Below are 17,523 nucleotides of genomic sequence, written 5' to 3'. Positions count from 1 at the left end.
GTGAACTGGACAAACCAATAATTAAAAATAATGCTAAATGTGTCGACATGCTTTACAAAAACCACTTCATTTGTAGCGTTTTGTATCATTAGTTAGCAAAGCTTAGCAGCCCTGATTAGTGCACTATTTTCTTTATTCATAAAAAAAGGCGCTCATGTTGAGCGCCTGTTTCTACCCCAAAGTATCCAAACTTATCTATAGATGGATAATTGGATCTGGATTGCCGTCTGGATCATTACCGGCGGTTCCATCAGTTGATGGGTTACCGTTTTTAAGCATGATCACAGCACAGGCTGCTGGAGATGCCATTGAAGTACCAGACATAGTCGTAGTACCACCACCAGCACGAAGAGAAAGAATACTTACGCCAGGAGCAGCATAGTCTACTGGTGGATTACCATAGTTTGACCAGTACGGCATATTGTCATTTGAGTCAGTTGCCGAAATGGTATAAACACGATTTCCGTTAGCGCGTGCTGGAGAATGGTTGTTTGCATGATCACCGTCGTTACCCGCAGCCAAGACAAAGTAAGCACCTGAATTTTGCGCTGCAGCTTTAACCGCATCGTCTAACTCCTGGCTTACTGGGCCACCGAGGCTCATATTGGCACAATCGCCTGAAGAAGCATTTGCTGCAACATAATCAACACCAGCAATAACACCCGAATAAGAACCTGAACCACGCGAATCCAATACTTTGACCGGAACTACAGTAGCACCAGCAGCAATGCCAACCACGTCCTGCGAGTTGTTTAGCGCTGCAATAGTACCGGCTACGTGTGTACCGTGACCGTTACCATCGTCAACACCCGCATCACGACCTGATGTAAAAACGGAGAAGCCACGGTTGGCATCAACGCTCAAGTCAGTGTGGTCTACATCAATACCGGTATCAATGACCCACGCCGTATAACCAGCACCACTGACAGGACCACCAACACGCGTGACACTCCATGGCGTAGTCTGGCTACCGCCACCACCGCCACCACCTGGCTTGCCTTTAAAGCTAACGCTAACCACACCATCTGGGCTCATACTTTTAACATTCATATCACCGCCAAAGGCTTTTTCTGCTGCGTGACATGGTGCATTCACGGTAAAGCCTTTGATTGAGTTCTGATAAACGTGACGAACAGAAGCATTTGCTCGTTGCGCTAAGCCTTTTGCCAGCCCTTTTACCTGGGAAGCGTCAATGTTGTTATGGAAGCTGACGATACAACGATTTTGAACATTCAATTCATCATTTGATGAATAGGTGGGTTGTGTTGCTGAAGCTGAGAATGACACTACGGCCATACCAACAGCGCTAGCGATTAGCGTTTTTTTCATATACCTACCCCTTAGTGTGTATATTAATTAAGTTAAATCTACTGGCTTTCATATATTATTTTTTCTAATGAAAGCCAAGTACTTATATCAACATATATAGATACAATCAAACAAATTTTCACATTTTGTGTAGAGGTCATACCAATAAGTTTTTCTAATGCATATTTGCATTAATTTCTTTTCATCCGTGCATAAAAAAGCCCCACCGAAGCGGGGCTCAAACTTACCAAATATCGTTATTATAATTGGAATGATGCTGCACAGGTTGTTGTGCCAGACTCACAAATTGTCACAGTGTAAGTCGTATTCTTGCTTGCGCCAGAATAAGAAACTGCACCGTCATTCACTTGTGTATCTTGTAGGACCGTAGAGCCACCTGAAGTAATAGTGATGTCAACGTTAGAGCCTGAGAAACCGCTCCATACTAGATCCAACTGGCTACCGCCTTTAGCACGAGAACCTGAAGCTTGTAGATCACCGCCTGATGGTGGTGGTGGTGGTTCAGTACCGCCGCCTTGACAACCGTTTGCAGTGATGTAATCACTCGCTGCTTTGGCTTTAACGATTCCGTAACCGAAGTAGTCATCACGACCTGCTGCGCCCTGATCTTCCGCAGTTGCTTTTAAGGCTTCACGGATTTCAGTACCAGTACAGGTTGGGTGATTAGACCAAACTAGAGCTGCAACACCCGCTACTGCTGGAGTCGCCATTGAGGTACCGCTCATGTAACCGTAATCGCTTGCACCTGAATTGATGCTGGCATTCGCTGCACCAACGATAGCTGCACGATCTTCAAATGCCGTGCCAACTGCAGGAATACTAGTAGTTACACCAGTAATGTCCATGTAGATAACGCCTTCGCCAGCAACGTTGTTGATTACAACCGCACCGATACCGCCTGAGTTGCCACAGTTGTTGATTTTGTCAGCGAAAGAAATGTTACCACGGTCAATCACACAGATTTTACCGTTAGCGCCTGAATCAACCACTTCAGCTGTACCCATGAAGTAAGTCGCACCAGATACTGAACCGGTGTTGTCAGTTGCTGCCGTTGGTACGCCAACGCCATCTACTGTAAGGCTAGCAATCACAGCACCGCCAGCTGGGTAAGTTGAAAGAGTATCAACACCACCTGCAGTTACTTCAACGCCATAACCGTCATGAGTTTCAGTAGTAGCTTGTTTACCACGACCTGAAGTTTTAGTGTTTGATGGGAATTGAGAGAAGCTTGCGATGTTGTTGTTAGCATCGTTAGCACCAACCATCATCACTGATTTGTAACCCGCTGGGTATGAACGAACGTTATTTCCGTCGTTACCAGCCGCAGCTAGAACCAGGCCACCATTGTTAGTGAAAGTGTTGAATGCATTCTCTTCAACAGAGTTTGCACCGCCGCCACCTAGTGACATGGTGATGATGTTCGCACCAGCTTGAGTACATTTTTCTGCAGCGTATGCTAGGTCAGATGAATAGCCCCAGCCAGCAGCGTTGAATACTTTGATGATGTGCATTGGAACGCCAGGAGCCATACCCACAACACCGATACCGTTATCAGCAGCACCAACTGTACCCGCTACGTGAGTACCGTGCGGACCACCGTCAGTGAACCAGTCGCCAGTACCTGAATCGCTGTCACCAGTGATTACTGACCAGTTGAAGTCGTTATTTTTGCCGCCAGTTTCACCTTGGCCGCCTGCGATACCTGAGTCGATCACACATACTTTCTGGCCAGACTGAAGTACTAGTTGGTCAGCTTGTGATTGATAAACAGCATATGGAGTTAGCTGTTGCGCGCTTGGGTCGCCAGCATCATCGTTATAGATAGCCATTGGGAAACGTTGGAAATCTTTTTCCATTGACTTGAAGCCTTTTTGGCCACGAATAGCACTTTTGCCATTCTCATCAAGCTCAACGGCGAACCAGCCATTACCTTCTACTTTTACTTGATGGCCTTTCTTAAGGCCTTGACCGTTACTATCGTATGAAACAATAACGCGCTCAGCGTGTGCAGCTGAACCTAGCGCTAATAATGTGGCTGCGCAAGCCATCTTTACTTTAAATGACATTAAACCTACCCCTCGTTGGTTAAATTATGTCTTGGAAAAAATATTATTTCTTTTGATATCTTTCAGAATATTTCGAAGAACTTGTCTTGGAATTCTTGTGGACACAAAAAAGCCCCATTTGCTATAGATGCAAATCTCAAATATCCATCCATAGCAAATGAGGCGATAACGATTAAAGCAAAGTGATCAAAAAGTCGTCAAGCAATAATTTTACTAATTGTATAAATAAGTTTGTTTTATGCGAAATGTAACACTTTCTTACACCTGTGTATCAGTTTGTATCATGAACCTGCCTGTATTTTGCACTATTAATGCAGATATGCATTAGCATACAAGGCGAATACGCAAAAAAAAGCGGACCGAAGTCCGCTTATTCATTTCTTTACAAAACTTTATTAGAAGACAACGGTTACTTCTGAAGAACAAGTTGAAGTACCAGCTTCACAAAGTTGGTAGTTATAAACAGCACCACCACGATTGTTAGTTGAATCTGTGAATGCACCATCGTTTGCTGTTGTAGCAATCAATGAACCATTACGATAGACATCAACGTCATTTGAAGTAGCGCCGCTCCAAGCCAGGTCAATATTATGACGGCCTTTTACTTTATAACCATTCGCGCTCAAGTCGATGGTATCGCCGCCTGTATCACCACCTGCAGCAACAGTCACAGTTTGAGAAGTGCTATCAGACTGACCTGCTGAATCGGTTACTGTTAATGTCACAGTGTAAGTACCATCAGCAGCAAAGGTATGACTAGGATTAACAGCTGTACTTGAATTACCGTCACCGAAGTTCCAGCTGTAAGTGGCAATGCCATTGTCGTCCGAACTACCATCCGTAAAGCTACAGCTTAGTTCTGTACAAGAATAATCAAAACTAGCTACTGGTGCGTTATCAGTTGGATCAGTATCACCACCAGCACAACCGTTAGCTAGTAAGTAATCATAAGCGTTCTTCGCTTTAACGATACCGTAACCGAAGTAGTCATCACGACCTGGTGCGCCCTGATCTTCCGCAGTTGCTTTCAACGCTTCACGGATTTCAGTACCAGTACAGCTTGGGAAGTTTGACCATACTAGAGCTGCTACACCGGCCGCACCTGGAGTTGCCATTGAAGTACCGCTCATATAACCGTAATCACTTGCACCTGAATTGATGCTCGCATTAGTTGCGCCAACGATTGCAGATCGATCTTCATAGGCTGTACCTACAGCTGGGATATTGGTGGTAACACCCGTAATATCCATGTAGATAACACCTTCGCCAGCTACGTTGTTGATTACAACCGCACCGATACCGCCTGAGTTGCCACAGTTGTTGATCTTGTCAGCGAAAGAAATGTTGCCACGGTCGATGACACAAATTTTACCGTTCGCACCTGAATCAGTCGCTTCAGCTGTACCCATGAAGTAGGTTGAACCTGATACTGAACCTGTATTGTCAGTTGCTGCTGTAGGAACACCAACACCGTCAACCGTTAAGCTGGCAATGGTTGCGCCGCCCGATGGGTAAGTCGATAGCGTATCAACACCACCAGCCGTAATTTCTACACCAAAACCATCATCAGTTTCTGTGGTTTGATTACCGCCACGACCTGATGTTTTAGTGTTTGATGGGAACTGAGAGAAGCTCGCGATGTTGTTGTTAGCATCGTTAGCACCAATCATCATGACTGATTTATAGCCCGCTGGGTAAGAACGAACGTTGTTGCCGTCGTTACCAGCTGCTGCTAGAACTAATCCACCATTGTTAGTGAAAGTGTTGAATGCATTCTCTTCTACTGAGTTTGCACCGCCACCACCTAGCGACATGGTGATGATGTTCGCGCCAGCCTGAGTACATTTTTCTGCAGCGTAAGCTAAGTCAGATGAGTAGCCCCAACCAGAAGCATTGAATACCTTGATGATGTGCATTGGAACGCCAGGCGCCATACCTACAACACCAAAGCCATTATCAGCTGCACCAACCGTACCAGCTACGTGAGTACCGTGTGGGCCACCGTCAGTGAACCAGTCGCCAGTACCCGAATCGCTGTCACCAGTGATTACTGACCAATCAAAGTCAAAGTTCTTGCCGCCAGTTTCGCCTTGGCCGCCTGCGATACCTGAATCGATAACACACACTTTTTGTCCAGGTTGCAATGTTAGCTGATCAGCCTGTGACTGATAGATTGCATATGGCGTCAATTGTTGGCTTGCAGGATCACCTGCATCATCATTATAGATAGCCATTGGGAAACGCTTGTAGTCAGCTTCCATTGATTTGAAGCCTTTCTTACCGCGGATGGCACTTTTACCATTCTCATCAAGCTCAACGGCAAACCAGCCTTTTCCTTCTACTTTTACTTGATGACCTTTCTTAAGGCCTTGGCCATTGCTGTCATAAGAAACGATTACACGCTCAGCGTGTGCAGCTGAACCTAGCGCTAATAATGTGGCCGCGCAAGCCATCTTCACTTTAAAAGACATACCTACCCCTTTCTGGATAATTCTTTCAATCATTAATTAATCTATCTAAATAATGATTACTCAATCATTTGCTTAAGCTTCCGATCTAAAAAGACCAGTTACCGCAAATGAGGTGGGTCCGATTTAAGCAAAGCGATTAAAAAGTCGTCAAGGAATAATTTAGCTAATCCCATTAATTAGCTAAATTTATCATCAATGTAAAGAAACCTATCAGGAATGTATCAGTTAGTATCGACAAAAGTGTAAAAAATATCGGCATTAATTAATAAGAGCTATTTAATTAACTATAACTATAAGATTAGTTTTTTTAGGTCTAAATAGATTTATCACAAACCGTTATTGTTGGTGATTGTTTTTTATCTGATTTGTTTGCCTATAAAAAAAGGCCGCCTAAGCGACCTTTTTCTTTTTGACTATAGAGTCTAGTTTGAACTTCCTTCCAGACTAACACCTGAATAGCTGCTGTAGCCACTAAGCATGATGTAATAAGTACCTTCCTGAGCTGTGAGTGAACACGACTCATTATTACCGTACTTATATGGACGACAGTCATAGCTTGAAGTTGTTGGTTCAGAACCGAACTTAACATATAAGTCTGCATCGCCAGAACCACCTGACATCACGATATCAACCACTGAACGCCCGGCTGGAACGTCAAGCGTGAAGTACTGCTTGCTGCCTTGCGCACCTGATAGGTTTGACTCGCTTAAGGTGTCATTGATTGGAGTAGAACCACCATCAACATAGTCTGCGACCAGGCTCATACCTGAATATGCCTGATAGCCACGAATCATGACATGCCATGTTCCGGCCTGTGGTGAAGTGAAACTACAATTTTCCGTGTTGCCACCTTTGTAAGGACGACAGTCATAGCTTGAGGTTGTTGGGTCCGCGCCATATCTGACATACAAATCAGCATCGCCTGAACCGCCGCTGATATCAAAAGTCAGATCAGCAGCTCCTGCTGGAACTTCAAATGTGTAGAAGGTTTCAGAACCCTGAGCACCGCTTAGGTTGGTTAGTGCTACGCCCTTGCTCAATTCATTACCACTTGGTGGTGGTTCTGTACCGCCGCCACAACTGCTAGCATTCAAATAGTCTACAGCAGCCTGAGCTTTCACCAGACCGTAACCTGTTTTGTTATCAACACCTGATACATCCAGATCCACGGCAGTTGCTTGTAGCGCACTGCGAATTTCTGCTGCGGTACAACTCGGATGGAAGCTCCAGGCCAATGCAGCTACCGCACTGACGTGTGGCGTTGCCATTGACGTACCATTGTAATATTCCCAATCCTGACCACCGTCTTTCGACATAGTCACGCTTTGACCAGCGCGATTAGCAAGCTCCAAACCTGTTGCACGGTCAACCGAAACAACTGGTGTGGTACCAATCTTACTGTCGAAATCGATCAGGAATGGGTGCTGTAAGCCAGGACGAGCAGCATTACTGTAAACTACTACGCCTGAAGCACCGGCATCCATACAGGCATTTACCGCACGATATTCTGGATAGTTGTTTTCTGTTGAGCTGGTGTTATCAGCCTGGTTTTCACCACGTTGAACCAAACATACTTTGCCCACCATGCTAGGACAACTGTAACTGGTACCAGAGGTTGAACAAACACCTAATGTCCCAGAAGCAGAGCCTACGTTGGCACCATTATCAAACTGTAGGCTACTGTTATAGAAGTTCTGTGGAACCACGCCATTGTCGAAATAATCCACACCACCTACAACAAGCTGGCCTAAGTAACCGTCACCAATTGCAACACTTGAAAGGATTGCTTCACCTGGGCCGGCTAGCTCAACCTGATCATTTCGTTGTGAGAAGTTGGCATGCTGATTACCAGAGTCAACTGCCGCAATTGATACGACATCATCATAAGACGCAGGGTATGAGTATGAAGTGTCACCACCGTTACCTGCTGCAGCGATGCTTAATACGCCATTGCTGTAGTAGTTAGAGAAGGCATTGCCCTCAGTCGTTGAGGAACCGCTGCCACCTAAACTCATACTGATGATATTCGAACCGGCTGCAACGCAGTCGTCTACTGCACTAACCAAATCTGATGAGTAACCCCAACCAGACTCATTGAAGACTTTGATGATGTGCAAATTAACATTCGCATTGGGTAATACCCCTTCAACACCAGAGCCGTTAGCCACTGCGGCAATAGTTCCCGCCACGTGAGTACCATGTGAACCACCTGGCTGATACCAGTTACCGGTTCCTGAATCATTGGTACCAGAAACGCTATTCGAACTTAAATCAGAATGGTTAATGTCATAACCTGAGTCGATGATACACACGGTACGGTTACCAGCATTGGCATCAGAAACTAAATCAGCTTCAACTCGCGCCAGACCCCATGGCTCAACCTCAGTAGTATCAAGATTGGTTGATAGCAACTTACGAGTCAGATCGGGCTCGATGTATTCAACATTTGGATTATTGCGTAAACCTTTCAATGCCTGAGTAGGGACCTCAATGGCAAAAGCATCATGCTTTTTTAAGTCTACTTTAAGTTCACCGCCAGCTCTTGCCGCTGCGGATTTAACATTGCTTCCATGCCCTGGTTTAAATTTAATGATTACGCGCTCTTTACCTTTTGCTGTGGTTGGCGCTTTATTTGCCTGATTACCGAGACCATTAGCTCCATGAGCGGTGACGCCCATTGCCAATAGTGTTGCGGCGCAAGCTATCTTTAATTTAAAAGACATTTAACTACCCCTTAGCTATATTTTTTAGTTAATAAAAAAGCCCTAACTCCGAAGACTAACTCACGAGTTCCGTCTTAAGAGATTAGGGCTGGGTCTGGTTATACCAGTTAGAAAAATTGATTACAAGGGTAGTTTTGTATTAGATCCAGTAATACCTATATTGCGTGGCATACCGTTTTTATTTATTAAATTTATATTAATCAAAAACTTATGTTACTGGTTCAAGCTTAGCGTAAGCCAGCATTAATTTTTTCAGTCCTTCCTTCTCAAAATTGATCTGAACGGAGGCCTGAGGTCCATCGCCCTCATAGTTGATAATGATCCCTTTACCGAATTTCGGATGCTTAACCAGTTGCCCCAGATAAAACCCTTCGGGGCCTTTGCGCTGGATCGGTGATTTAGGTGAGCGGTTAAACACAGGACGCTGCACCTGAGTATTTAGTCGCACTTCGGTTAGCAGTTCGTCAGGGATTTCGCGGATAAAACGCGATTGTTGCGGATAGGTTTCGCGACCAAAAATGCGACGCTTTTCTGCGAAGGTCAGATACAGCTGTTTCATTGCACGGGTGATCCCCACATAGGCCAGGCGACGCTCTTCTTCCAGACCACCGGGTTCATCCAGCGACATCTGATGAGGGAACAGCTTCTCTTCGACACCGGCAATAAACACCAGCGGGAACTCAAGACCTTTTGCCGAGTGCAACGTCATCATCTGCACAGACTCCTGATATTCGTCAGCCTGAGTTTCACCGGCCTCCAGAGTCGCGTGCGCGATAAAGGCCTGTAGTGGCGTCATGTCTGGTGTTTCATCAGGAATCGCTTCATCCGGGTCAAACTCACGGGTCGCGTTAACCAGTTCCTGCAAGTTCTCTTTACGCGCCTGTCCTTTCTCGCCTTTTTCCTTACTGTACATTTCCAGCAAGCCAGAATGCTCAATCACAATATCGGTCTGTTCCCACAAATCCAGCTCTGCGGTGCTGGTTTCCAGTTCATTGACCAGATGCAGGAATCCGGCCAAAGCATTCTTGGCGCGAGGTGGTAACAGCTGTTCCACCACCATTTTACTGGCCGCCTGCCACAATGAGGTTTCATCCTGACGGGCCTGCATTCGAATCATATCAACCGATTTCTCGCCCAAGCCTCGCGCCGGCTGATTCACTACCCGTTCAAAGGAAGTGTCATCATCGCGATTGGCCATTAAGCGCATATAAGCCAGCGTATCTTTAATTTCAGCACGCTCGAAGAAGCGTAAACCGCCATAGATTCGGTAAGGAATGCCTTTTTGTAGCATCGCGTCTTCCAGAATCCGTGACTGAGCATTACTGCGGTACAGAATGGCTATATCGTCGTAACTGTTGCCCTGCTGCACCCAGTCTTCAATCCTGGCAGCAATAAAACGAGCTTCTTCCTGCTCGTTAAACGCCGAATACAGAATAATCGGTTCGCCCTCGTTGCCCTCAGTCCATAAACTCTTACCCATGCGATCCTGGTTGTTGGCAATCACCGCGTTGGCTGCTTTTAGAATGGTCGAGGTGGAGCGATAGTTCTGCTCAAGGCGAGACACCTTGCAGTCCGGGAAATCTTTTTCAAACTGCTGAATGTTTTCGATGCGCGCGCCACGCCAACCATAAATCGACTGGTCATCATCCCCTACAATGGTAATCCGGTTGTTGTCATTGCATAACAGGCGAATCCAGGCGTACTGAATGGCGTTGGTATCTTGAAACTCGTCCACCAGAATATGCTGAAAACGATCCTGGTAGTGTTTTAGTAGATGTGGATTATTGGCCCACAATTCATAGGCTCGCAGCAGCAGCTCATTGAAATCGACCAGGCCGCCTCTTTTGCAGGCTTCCTCGTAGGCGTAATAAACTTTGACCATAGTACTGACAAAGAAGTCACCGTGATGATGAATATCACCGGGACGCAGACCATCGTCTTTCTTGGCATTGATAAACCATTGTGCCTGCTTGGGTGGCCATTCGTTATCATCCAGATTGAGCTCTTTCATGACCCGCTTGATAACCCTTAGCTGATCCTGTGCATCGAGAATCTGGAAGCCTTCGGGCAATCCTGCATCGCGATAATGAGCTCGCAACAGGCGATGGGCAATACTGTGGAAAGTTCCAATCCACATACCTCGTGCAGGCATGGCCAGCATATCCTCAACACGACCCAGCATTTCCTTGGCCGCTTTATTGGTAAAAGTCACAGCCAATATAGAATGAGCAGAAACGCGCTCCACCTGTACCAGCCAGGCGATTCGGTGAACCAAGACGCGAGTTTTACCCGAACCGGCACCGGCCAGCACCAACAAGGCTTTATTGGGCGCGGTGACCGCTTCTTTCTGGGCGTCATTCAGGGGTTGTATTATGCTACTGGCATCCATTAGGGTATGCTTGCTTCTATTGAAAATAATCGGCCTATTGTAGGGAAAAAGCCACTATGAAAAAAGCATTGCTCGGTATTAGCCTCGTTTTCTCGTCATTAGTTGTCGCATGCGTCTCTACGAATGCACCAGAAAAGAATCCATCGGCTGACGACCTAGAATCAGCTTATCAGCTACAATATCAATTAGTTCAAGGAGTTGCCTTTCCTGTCATAGGCTACAAGGCAGGACTAACCAGTGAAGCAGGGCAAAAGAAGTTTAATGTCAGCGAGCCAGTGGCTGGAGCCTTGTTCCAGGAAGGTCTTGCTTTTGACCGTAGCGCATATTTACTCAGCAATTACACCAACCTCATGCTGGAAACGGAAATTGGTTTTATTCTCAATCAAAACATTACCCAGCTAGTGACTGCAGAACAGCTACCCGCCATGATCAAAAGCGTGGTACCGGTGATCGAATTACCCGACCTTCGATTTGAAGATCCATCCAGCATTTCAGGACATGGCTTGATCGTTAATAATGTAGCATCTAATAGCGTTCTGGTAGGTAAACCGGTCGATGTAAACTCCGTCGATATTAATCAAATTACTACGCTACTTACACGAAATGGTCAGACGGTAATTGAAGGCAAAGCCACCGATGCCATGGGTGATCAATGGCAGGCACTGGCCTGGCTGATTAATCGTAGCCTAAAAACCGGTTATCCAGTCAGTGAAGGCAACTTGTTGATTACCGGCTCTTTAGGTCCGATGATCCCGGCCGAGCGAGGTCAATACGACGCCGACTTTGGTAAACTCGGTAAACTGGCTTTCTCCATTCGATAGCTTTACTAGCTTTTGTGTCATTCCCGCGAAGGCGGGAATCTATTTTTTATAATAGAGCTTTATGGATTCCCGCCTTCGCGGGAATGACAATGATTAATTTACTTGAAAAAAAATTTAGACAGGAACGATATTTATGCGCGCAGTTTTTCTTGATGCAGACACTTTGGGTCAATGGCAGGATAGTGACCACCAAAAAGCCAAAGTGGATTTATCACCACTTACCAGCTGTTTTGACGAATGCAAATTGTATGGACTAACCAGCCCGGAGCAGCGACTAGAGCGTTGCCAGGATGCTGATGTCATAATCACCAACAAGGTGGTTATTGATCGTGAGTTGATGGATCAACTGCCCAATCTTAAAGCGATCCAATTGGCTGCCACTGGCATGAACAACATTGATCTGGAAGCAGCTAAAGAAAAAGGCATCCAATGTTTTAATGTCGCCGACTACTCAACTTTTGCAGTAGCGCAGCTGACCATGCAGTTTATTTTAAACTTCGCCACCCGTGCCAGCGATCACTTCAATCTGACTCGTCAAGGTGCGTGGCAGGAAAGCCGCATGTTTACGCTTACTGATTTCCCAACCATGGAAGTGGCAGACAAAACATTAGTGCTGATCGGTTATGGCAACATCGCACAACAAGTTGAAGCGTTAGCCAAAGCATTTGGTATGCGCGTACTGATTGCCAATATTCCCGGACGACCCATGCGCGAGAATCAGGTACCACTGCATACCGCATTACCGCAAGCCAACTTTGTTTCCATCCACTGCCCATTGACCAAGGAAACTAAAGAGCTGGTCAACAAAGACTTTATAGATCTCATGAAAACCGGCAGCTTTATCATCAACACCGCACGCGGCCCTATTATCAATGAGCAGGATCTGGCGGACGCTCTCAAAAGTGGCAAACTCGCCGGCGCCGGACTCGATGTACTCTCCGTTGAACCACCAAGTCCGGACAATCCACTGTTACAAAACGATGTGCCTAGCACTTGCATTACGCCGCATATCGCCTGGGCCAGTCACGAAGCAAAAATTCGACTGATAGATGGTATGGCTGAAAACATGAAAAATTTTATAGCTTCAAATCAATAACTGCATGGATCTATAAGTAATGATTAGTACTTTTCTTTATTAATAGTTGGATATTTATATGAAAGCCTTTTCTATTCTAAGCCTGTTTTGCTTACTCTCTTTTTCCACGCAAGCAGCTGAGTCCACCAATCAACAAAATATGCTTGCCTCCGCTCTGGATGAATATGGAAAAGTTGCCGGCGCCTGGTTTCTTAATCAACGATGTCTTTATATTACAGGACAAGAACTTAAAGCTTTTGAAGATAATGTTGCCAATATTACTGTTGCGCTTGGTAATGATATAGGCAATCCACAAATGTTGTTTATGATTCAGGCGGGTGCTAAACAGGCGACTCAAGAAGAAAAATATCAAGACTGCAATGGAGTAGCTAAGGATCTTTTTGAATATGGAAGAGCTCATGCAAAAAACTGGAGTGACCAAATCCAACAATTACAAGTGAGTCAATAGTTAAGTAGGGTCTAACCCACTGGCTACCCTACTAAGTCTAGTTTTTATCTATTCGTGTTCTTGGTGGAATAACAATGTATCGATGTACTAAAGTCCAGTTTTTATCGAGTTCAAAGTAACAAATGCCACTCTCACCTAAATTTTCTAAGTAATCTTCCTCACACAAATAAGATTCTGCTACAGGTGACTTATAATACTCATAAGAAAATGAATGAGACCGATTTTGCTTTACAGTATCAAACGTCAAAAGAACGAATCTATTAGGGTCACCTCCACCTAAGGGATTAGCCTTAGCATTATATAAAGCTGTACAAATCTCTTCATAGTTTAATATTTCTTTCTGCTCCTGTAGAGATAGTGATTTAAAGTACTCATCTTCTCTTACATCCTCTCCATCAAAGTAATAAATGCAGTGTTCTTCACCTATAAATTTGTGATTATTGTCATAGTAATAATTCTTAATAAACTCAAATTCCTCAACGTTATCCTGAAAGTTCTGCTTAGTAACTCTAATTACTTTTTCTAACGAAGAATTTTGATCTATGGAGGGTCCACAAGCTTGTAAGCTTAGTGCAAGCAATAGCAATATAATTTTATTCATCACATAATCCAATTAAATACGTCTTTGTATTCCACCCAAAGTCAGCTGCGCTGTTCTAAATCGCTTCAGACGATTTTGACCGCGGTTAGCTATTGGAGGAAGTTCCCACAGAGCCGCGGTATGAAAAGGTTAGATTAACCCACCACCCACTCATATAGCTTCCCAATATCCTTTACATGGATTTCTAGGTGCTGACATTCGGCAGCGATACTACTTTTAATATCGGTTTCATAGCTGTCACCAATATGCAGAAGTTCTTGTGGCTCAATCTTCTTGAGTTCACAGATTTTATGTAACATTTCTGGCGATGGTTTGGCGCGGCCATGGATACCTGCAATGAAGTGCTGTTCAAAGTAATCCATTAATCCCAGTGCATACAAATTGGAATTACCATTGCTGGTAGCGAATAAACTGTATTTTGATTTTAGAGTTGATAATAAATCATGAGTGAGTTTCGGAATGTCAATTTGGCTGCGACAACGATAGAAGACTGCAAAAGCTGGGTTAATCAACGCAAGGTCACCACCAGTTTGCTCAAGCATTTGATGAATCATTTCTTTTCGCAAAACAGTCATGTTATCGAGTTCAGAACGATCTTCTTGAATCAGTTTGTTCGAGATAGCCTGCATGTCTTCGATGTCAAACTGCTCGCCAATGGGAGGATGTTCTTTGGCCAGATAATTCAACAAATCCTGTTCGCATTTCTCTATTACTCCCTGGTTATCCCACAGAGTATCATCTAAATCAAAACTAATAACTTTAACTTTTTGCCAGTCGATTTCTTTAAGCTTTTCGGTCATGGTTTAATCTTTCTTTTTTCTAGCTCGAGGATGCGCTGCATCGTAGGTTTTCGCGAGATGCTGAAAGTCAAGGTGCGTGTAAATCTGGGTGGTTGAGATGCTTGCATGGCCTAGCAACTCCTGTACCGCTCGCAAGTCACTGGAAGATTCTAGTACATGGGTCGCACAGGAGTGTCTTAACTTATGCGGGTGTAATCGATCATTTAATCCCAGATGTTTTCCCCAGTGAGAAAGCCTCTGCTGAATCGCACGATTGGTTAATCGATTACCTTGCTGGCTGACAAAGAGTGCTTTTTCTTGATTGTTTTTTATCAACTGATTCCGCTCTTTCACCCATCGGCTTAAAATTTTCTGTGCGCTATTGCCAAAGGGTACTTCGCGAATTTTATTTCCTTTTCCGAGTACTCGTAGTGTCTGATCCGAGAAGCTTAAATCATTAACATCCATGCCGCTGAGTTCTGATAATCGAATTCCAGATGAATATAAAAGCTCCATCATCGCCTTATCACGAATCTGTAATGGTTCATCTTCGGGCATTTGGTCAAGAAAATGATTCAAGCTATCGACATCAATATTTTTGGGAAGACGTTTTGCTTTCTTAGGTCCACGCACACCAACAGCAGGGTTAACTTTAATTTTCTTTTCGCTAAGCAAGAATTCTAGAAAGCGTCGTGATGCTGATAATAGCAATGCACAGGTTGAAGGTGATGCTCCCTGCCGATGTTGTTTGGCAATGAGCATTCGAATATCCTGAGTTGTGATTTGTTGCCAGTTGTTATAGTCAACGTTTTGGCAGAATGCTAACAACTTTTCCAGCTGACGTCGGTAGTTTTTGACCGTGTGATCTGAATACCTTTTTTCATGCAAAAGTCTGTTCAGATAGCGTTGAATATCAGATTCCATGGTCACCAGTTAAAACTAACTCTCCTGTTTAGCCAGGCACGCTTCTGTTACATCACCAATTAAGCGTAAAAATAAAGTGCCCATATCAGCGGTAAACAAATCAACATCTTTACTGCCTAATGCAATAACGCCAATGCTGGCATTTTCACCAAGCGGTATCATTGAATAAGATTCCAGTTCATGGTCACCACCAAAAAGTTGTGAAATACTCTCAGTGACTCTGCCACAAACAGGATCGTTTTGAATGAAATGCTGATCGGTAAGCTGTCGAATAATTTCAATATCACTGTAGTTCACATGATGCAATGTTCCCACATCATCACATAACCATAATTGAACATTATCCAATTCGAAATTATCTCGTAGATGCTCCAGCAATCGATCAACCATTTCCTGAGTGGAGTGCGAAGCGATCATGGCAACAAATAATTCTGCACATTTATTGAGTAACTCGCCATTGCTGTGAGCATTATCGATTAGAGTGTTAAGTTGCGCTTGCAGTTTTTCTGCCTTATTTCTTAGACCCAAAATCTGACGCTCAACCAAAGAAACCGAACCATACACTTTATGCTGTAATCTCAGCTTCTCTAAAATTTCTTGATGATTCTCAAAGAACTCTGGATGCCGTTCTAAATAAGCAGCTACTTCCTGTTCTTTTTTCAATCGGTCTTCTGCTGAATTGCCTTCTGTCATTTTACTTCCCCGAAAAAGGTATTCCCTTGATAAATTACTAAAACCATTTCCCAACTAGTGCGCAACTCGCGCTATTTTTATTATTAATAATCTAACCTGTTAAATGCCAACTATTAAATCTCTACCTGACCTTCAAAAACGACTTTGGCAGGACCACTCATTAATACTGTAGAGCCCTCACCTTGCCATGTAATCCATAGGCTACCACCTGGTAGCGTTACTTTAACCTTTTCATCTGTCAGCCCTTGCAAACGACTAGCCACCACCGCAGCACAGGCCCCTGTTCCACAAGCCAGTGTTTCACCGACACCACGCTCATACACACGCAGTTTAATATTCTGACGATCAATGACTTCCATAAAGCCAACATTGGCTTGTGCAGGAAAATAACTATGCTGACTCAGCAATGGGCCAACGGCTTGAACCGGTGCTTTTTCCACACTGTCTACTTTAAGGACACAGTGAGGATTACCCATTGAAACCGCACCCACCTTATAACTAATTCCACCAGCGTCTATTGAATACAGGATCTGTTTTTCCGCAAAACGCAATGGGATCTGTGCCGGTTCCAATCTTGGCTTACCCATATCAATGGTTATCAAGCCATTATCTTCCAGTGTCGCCTGCATGGTCGCAGTATTAGTCGACAATTTGAGCTGTTTCTTCCAGGTTAGCCCCTTTTGACGAACATACTTTGCAACAGCGCGCGCACCGTTGCCACAATGCCCAGCTTCACTACCATCGGCATTAAATATCCGAAAATGGAAATCAGATTCCGGGTGTTGCGGTGCTTCGACAATCAGTAACTGGTCAAATCCAATACCAAAATTTCTATGGGCCAAATTGGCGATCTGTCCTTGGTTTAAATAGACCGGCTGCGATATCGCATCCACTACCACAAAATCATTTCCCAGCCCCTGCATTTTGCTGAAAGGCATAATCATGGCTGGTCACCTTTTGCCTGAACAGGCTCCTGTTCAAGCTGTTGCTCGGCTTCCATGATAGGTCCATCTTTTGGATCCTGCTCTTCAGGCGAATCTTTCTTCTCTAGTTCGCTTTCAGTAGTTTCAGGTTCCGGCAAGAACAAGTCACCTTTTTGGCCACAGCCTGTATTAATCAAGGCCAGCAATGACAGTGCTAATAACTGTCCGATTCGATTTTTACACATTGTGTGTCGATTTTT

Annotated in this window: 14 protein-coding genes; 3 read left to right on the top strand and 11 right to left on the bottom strand. The window is 44.5% G+C overall.

Annotation, left to right across the window (positions count from 1 at the left end; genetic code table 11):
• Positions 1 to 195: 195 nt before the first annotated feature.
• The 5 genes from CW740_RS00655 to uvrD all read right to left on the bottom strand — a co-directional run bounded on the left by CW740_RS00655 (position 196) and on the right by uvrD (position 10,978).
• A complete protein-coding gene (locus CW740_RS00655; protein WP_106645744.1) occupies positions 196 to 1,329 on the bottom strand; it encodes a S8 family serine peptidase in 1,134 nt (377 codons plus the stop codon).
• 239 nt (positions 1,330 to 1,568) lie between these two features.
• Positions 1,569 to 3,395 (bottom strand): S8 family serine peptidase, encoded by a 1,827-nt coding sequence (locus CW740_RS00650; RefSeq protein ID WP_106645743.1) that lies wholly within the window; start codon positions 3,393 to 3,395, stop codon positions 1,569 to 1,571.
• A 395-nt stretch (positions 3,396 to 3,790) separates the two neighbouring features.
• The gene (locus CW740_RS00645; RefSeq protein WP_106647966.1) at positions 3,791 to 5,866 is read right to left on the bottom strand and encodes a S8 family serine peptidase; all 2,076 of its coding nucleotides are present in this window, start codon (positions 5,864 to 5,866) and stop codon (positions 3,791 to 3,793) included.
• 422 nt (positions 5,867 to 6,288) lie between these two features.
• Entirely contained in the window at positions 6,289 to 8,589 is a 2,301-nt protein-coding gene (locus CW740_RS00640; protein ID WP_106645742.1) for a S8 family serine peptidase, read from the bottom strand.
• 208 nt (positions 8,590 to 8,797) lie between these two features.
• Complete coding sequence (uvrD, locus tag CW740_RS00635; protein WP_106645741.1) at positions 8,798 to 10,978, bottom strand: DNA helicase II; 2,181 nt, start codon at positions 10,976 to 10,978, stop codon at positions 8,798 to 8,800.
• Positions 10,979 to 11,034: 56 nt separating this feature from the next.
• Here uvrD and CW740_RS00630 point away from each other — a divergent pair, with 56 nt between their 5' ends.
• The 3 genes from CW740_RS00630 (at position 11,035) to CW740_RS00620 (ending at position 13,343) form a co-directional block, all read left to right on the top strand.
• Positions 11,035 to 11,799, top strand: coding sequence for a 2-keto-4-pentenoate hydratase (locus tag CW740_RS00630; protein WP_106645740.1), 765 nt, complete (start codon positions 11,035 to 11,037; stop codon positions 11,797 to 11,799).
• 133 nt (positions 11,800 to 11,932) lie between these two features.
• Positions 11,933 to 12,895 carry a D-2-hydroxyacid dehydrogenase gene (locus tag CW740_RS00625; protein WP_106645739.1) on the top strand — a complete coding sequence of 321 codons (963 nt, stop codon included), beginning with the start codon at positions 11,933 to 11,935 and terminating at the stop codon, positions 12,893 to 12,895.
• A gap of 58 nt (positions 12,896 to 12,953) precedes the next feature.
• Positions 12,954 to 13,343 carry a hypothetical protein gene (locus tag CW740_RS00620; protein WP_106645738.1) on the top strand — a complete coding sequence of 130 codons (390 nt, stop codon included), beginning with the start codon at positions 12,954 to 12,956 and terminating at the stop codon, positions 13,341 to 13,343.
• 37 nt (positions 13,344 to 13,380) lie between these two features.
• Here the strand turns inward: CW740_RS00620 and CW740_RS00615 are convergent, their stop codons facing one another.
• The 6 genes from CW740_RS00615 to lptM form a co-directional block, all read right to left on the bottom strand.
• The gene (locus CW740_RS00615) at positions 13,381 to 13,944 is read right to left on the bottom strand and encodes a hypothetical protein (RefSeq protein ID WP_106645737.1); all 564 of its coding nucleotides are present in this window, start codon (positions 13,942 to 13,944) and stop codon (positions 13,381 to 13,383) included.
• Between the two features lie 134 nt (positions 13,945 to 14,078).
• On the bottom strand, positions 14,079 to 14,744 hold the full coding sequence (locus CW740_RS00610; RefSeq protein WP_106645736.1) for an HAD-IA family hydrolase: 666 nt from the start codon (positions 14,742 to 14,744) through the stop codon (positions 14,079 to 14,081).
• A 3-nt stretch (positions 14,745 to 14,747) separates the two neighbouring features.
• Entirely contained in the window at positions 14,748 to 15,647 is a 900-nt protein-coding gene (gene xerC / locus CW740_RS00605; protein WP_106645735.1) for a tyrosine recombinase XerC, read from the bottom strand.
• Positions 15,648 to 15,662: 15 nt separating this feature from the next.
• Positions 15,663 to 16,340, bottom strand: a complete 678-nt coding sequence (locus tag CW740_RS00600; protein WP_106645734.1) for a DUF484 family protein — start codon at positions 16,338 to 16,340, stop codon at positions 15,663 to 15,665.
• Positions 16,341 to 16,453: 113 nt separating this feature from the next.
• A complete protein-coding gene (gene dapF / locus CW740_RS00595) occupies positions 16,454 to 17,284 on the bottom strand; it encodes a diaminopimelate epimerase (protein WP_106645733.1) in 831 nt (276 codons plus the stop codon).
• Complete coding sequence (gene lptM / locus CW740_RS00590; RefSeq protein WP_106645732.1) at positions 17,281 to 17,508, bottom strand: LPS translocon maturation chaperone LptM; 228 nt, start codon at positions 17,506 to 17,508, stop codon at positions 17,281 to 17,283. Before lptM ends, dapF begins: the two co-directional genes overlap by 4 nt.
• Positions 17,509 to 17,523 lie beyond the last annotated feature (15 nt).

It is taken from the genome of Kangiella profundi, from assembly GCF_002838765.1.
Classification (GTDB): domain Bacteria; phylum Pseudomonadota; class Gammaproteobacteria; order Enterobacterales; family Kangiellaceae; genus Kangiella; species Kangiella profundi.
Note: the sequence above shows the minus strand (reverse complement) of the source record. Positions and strands in the feature narration are given on the sequence as shown.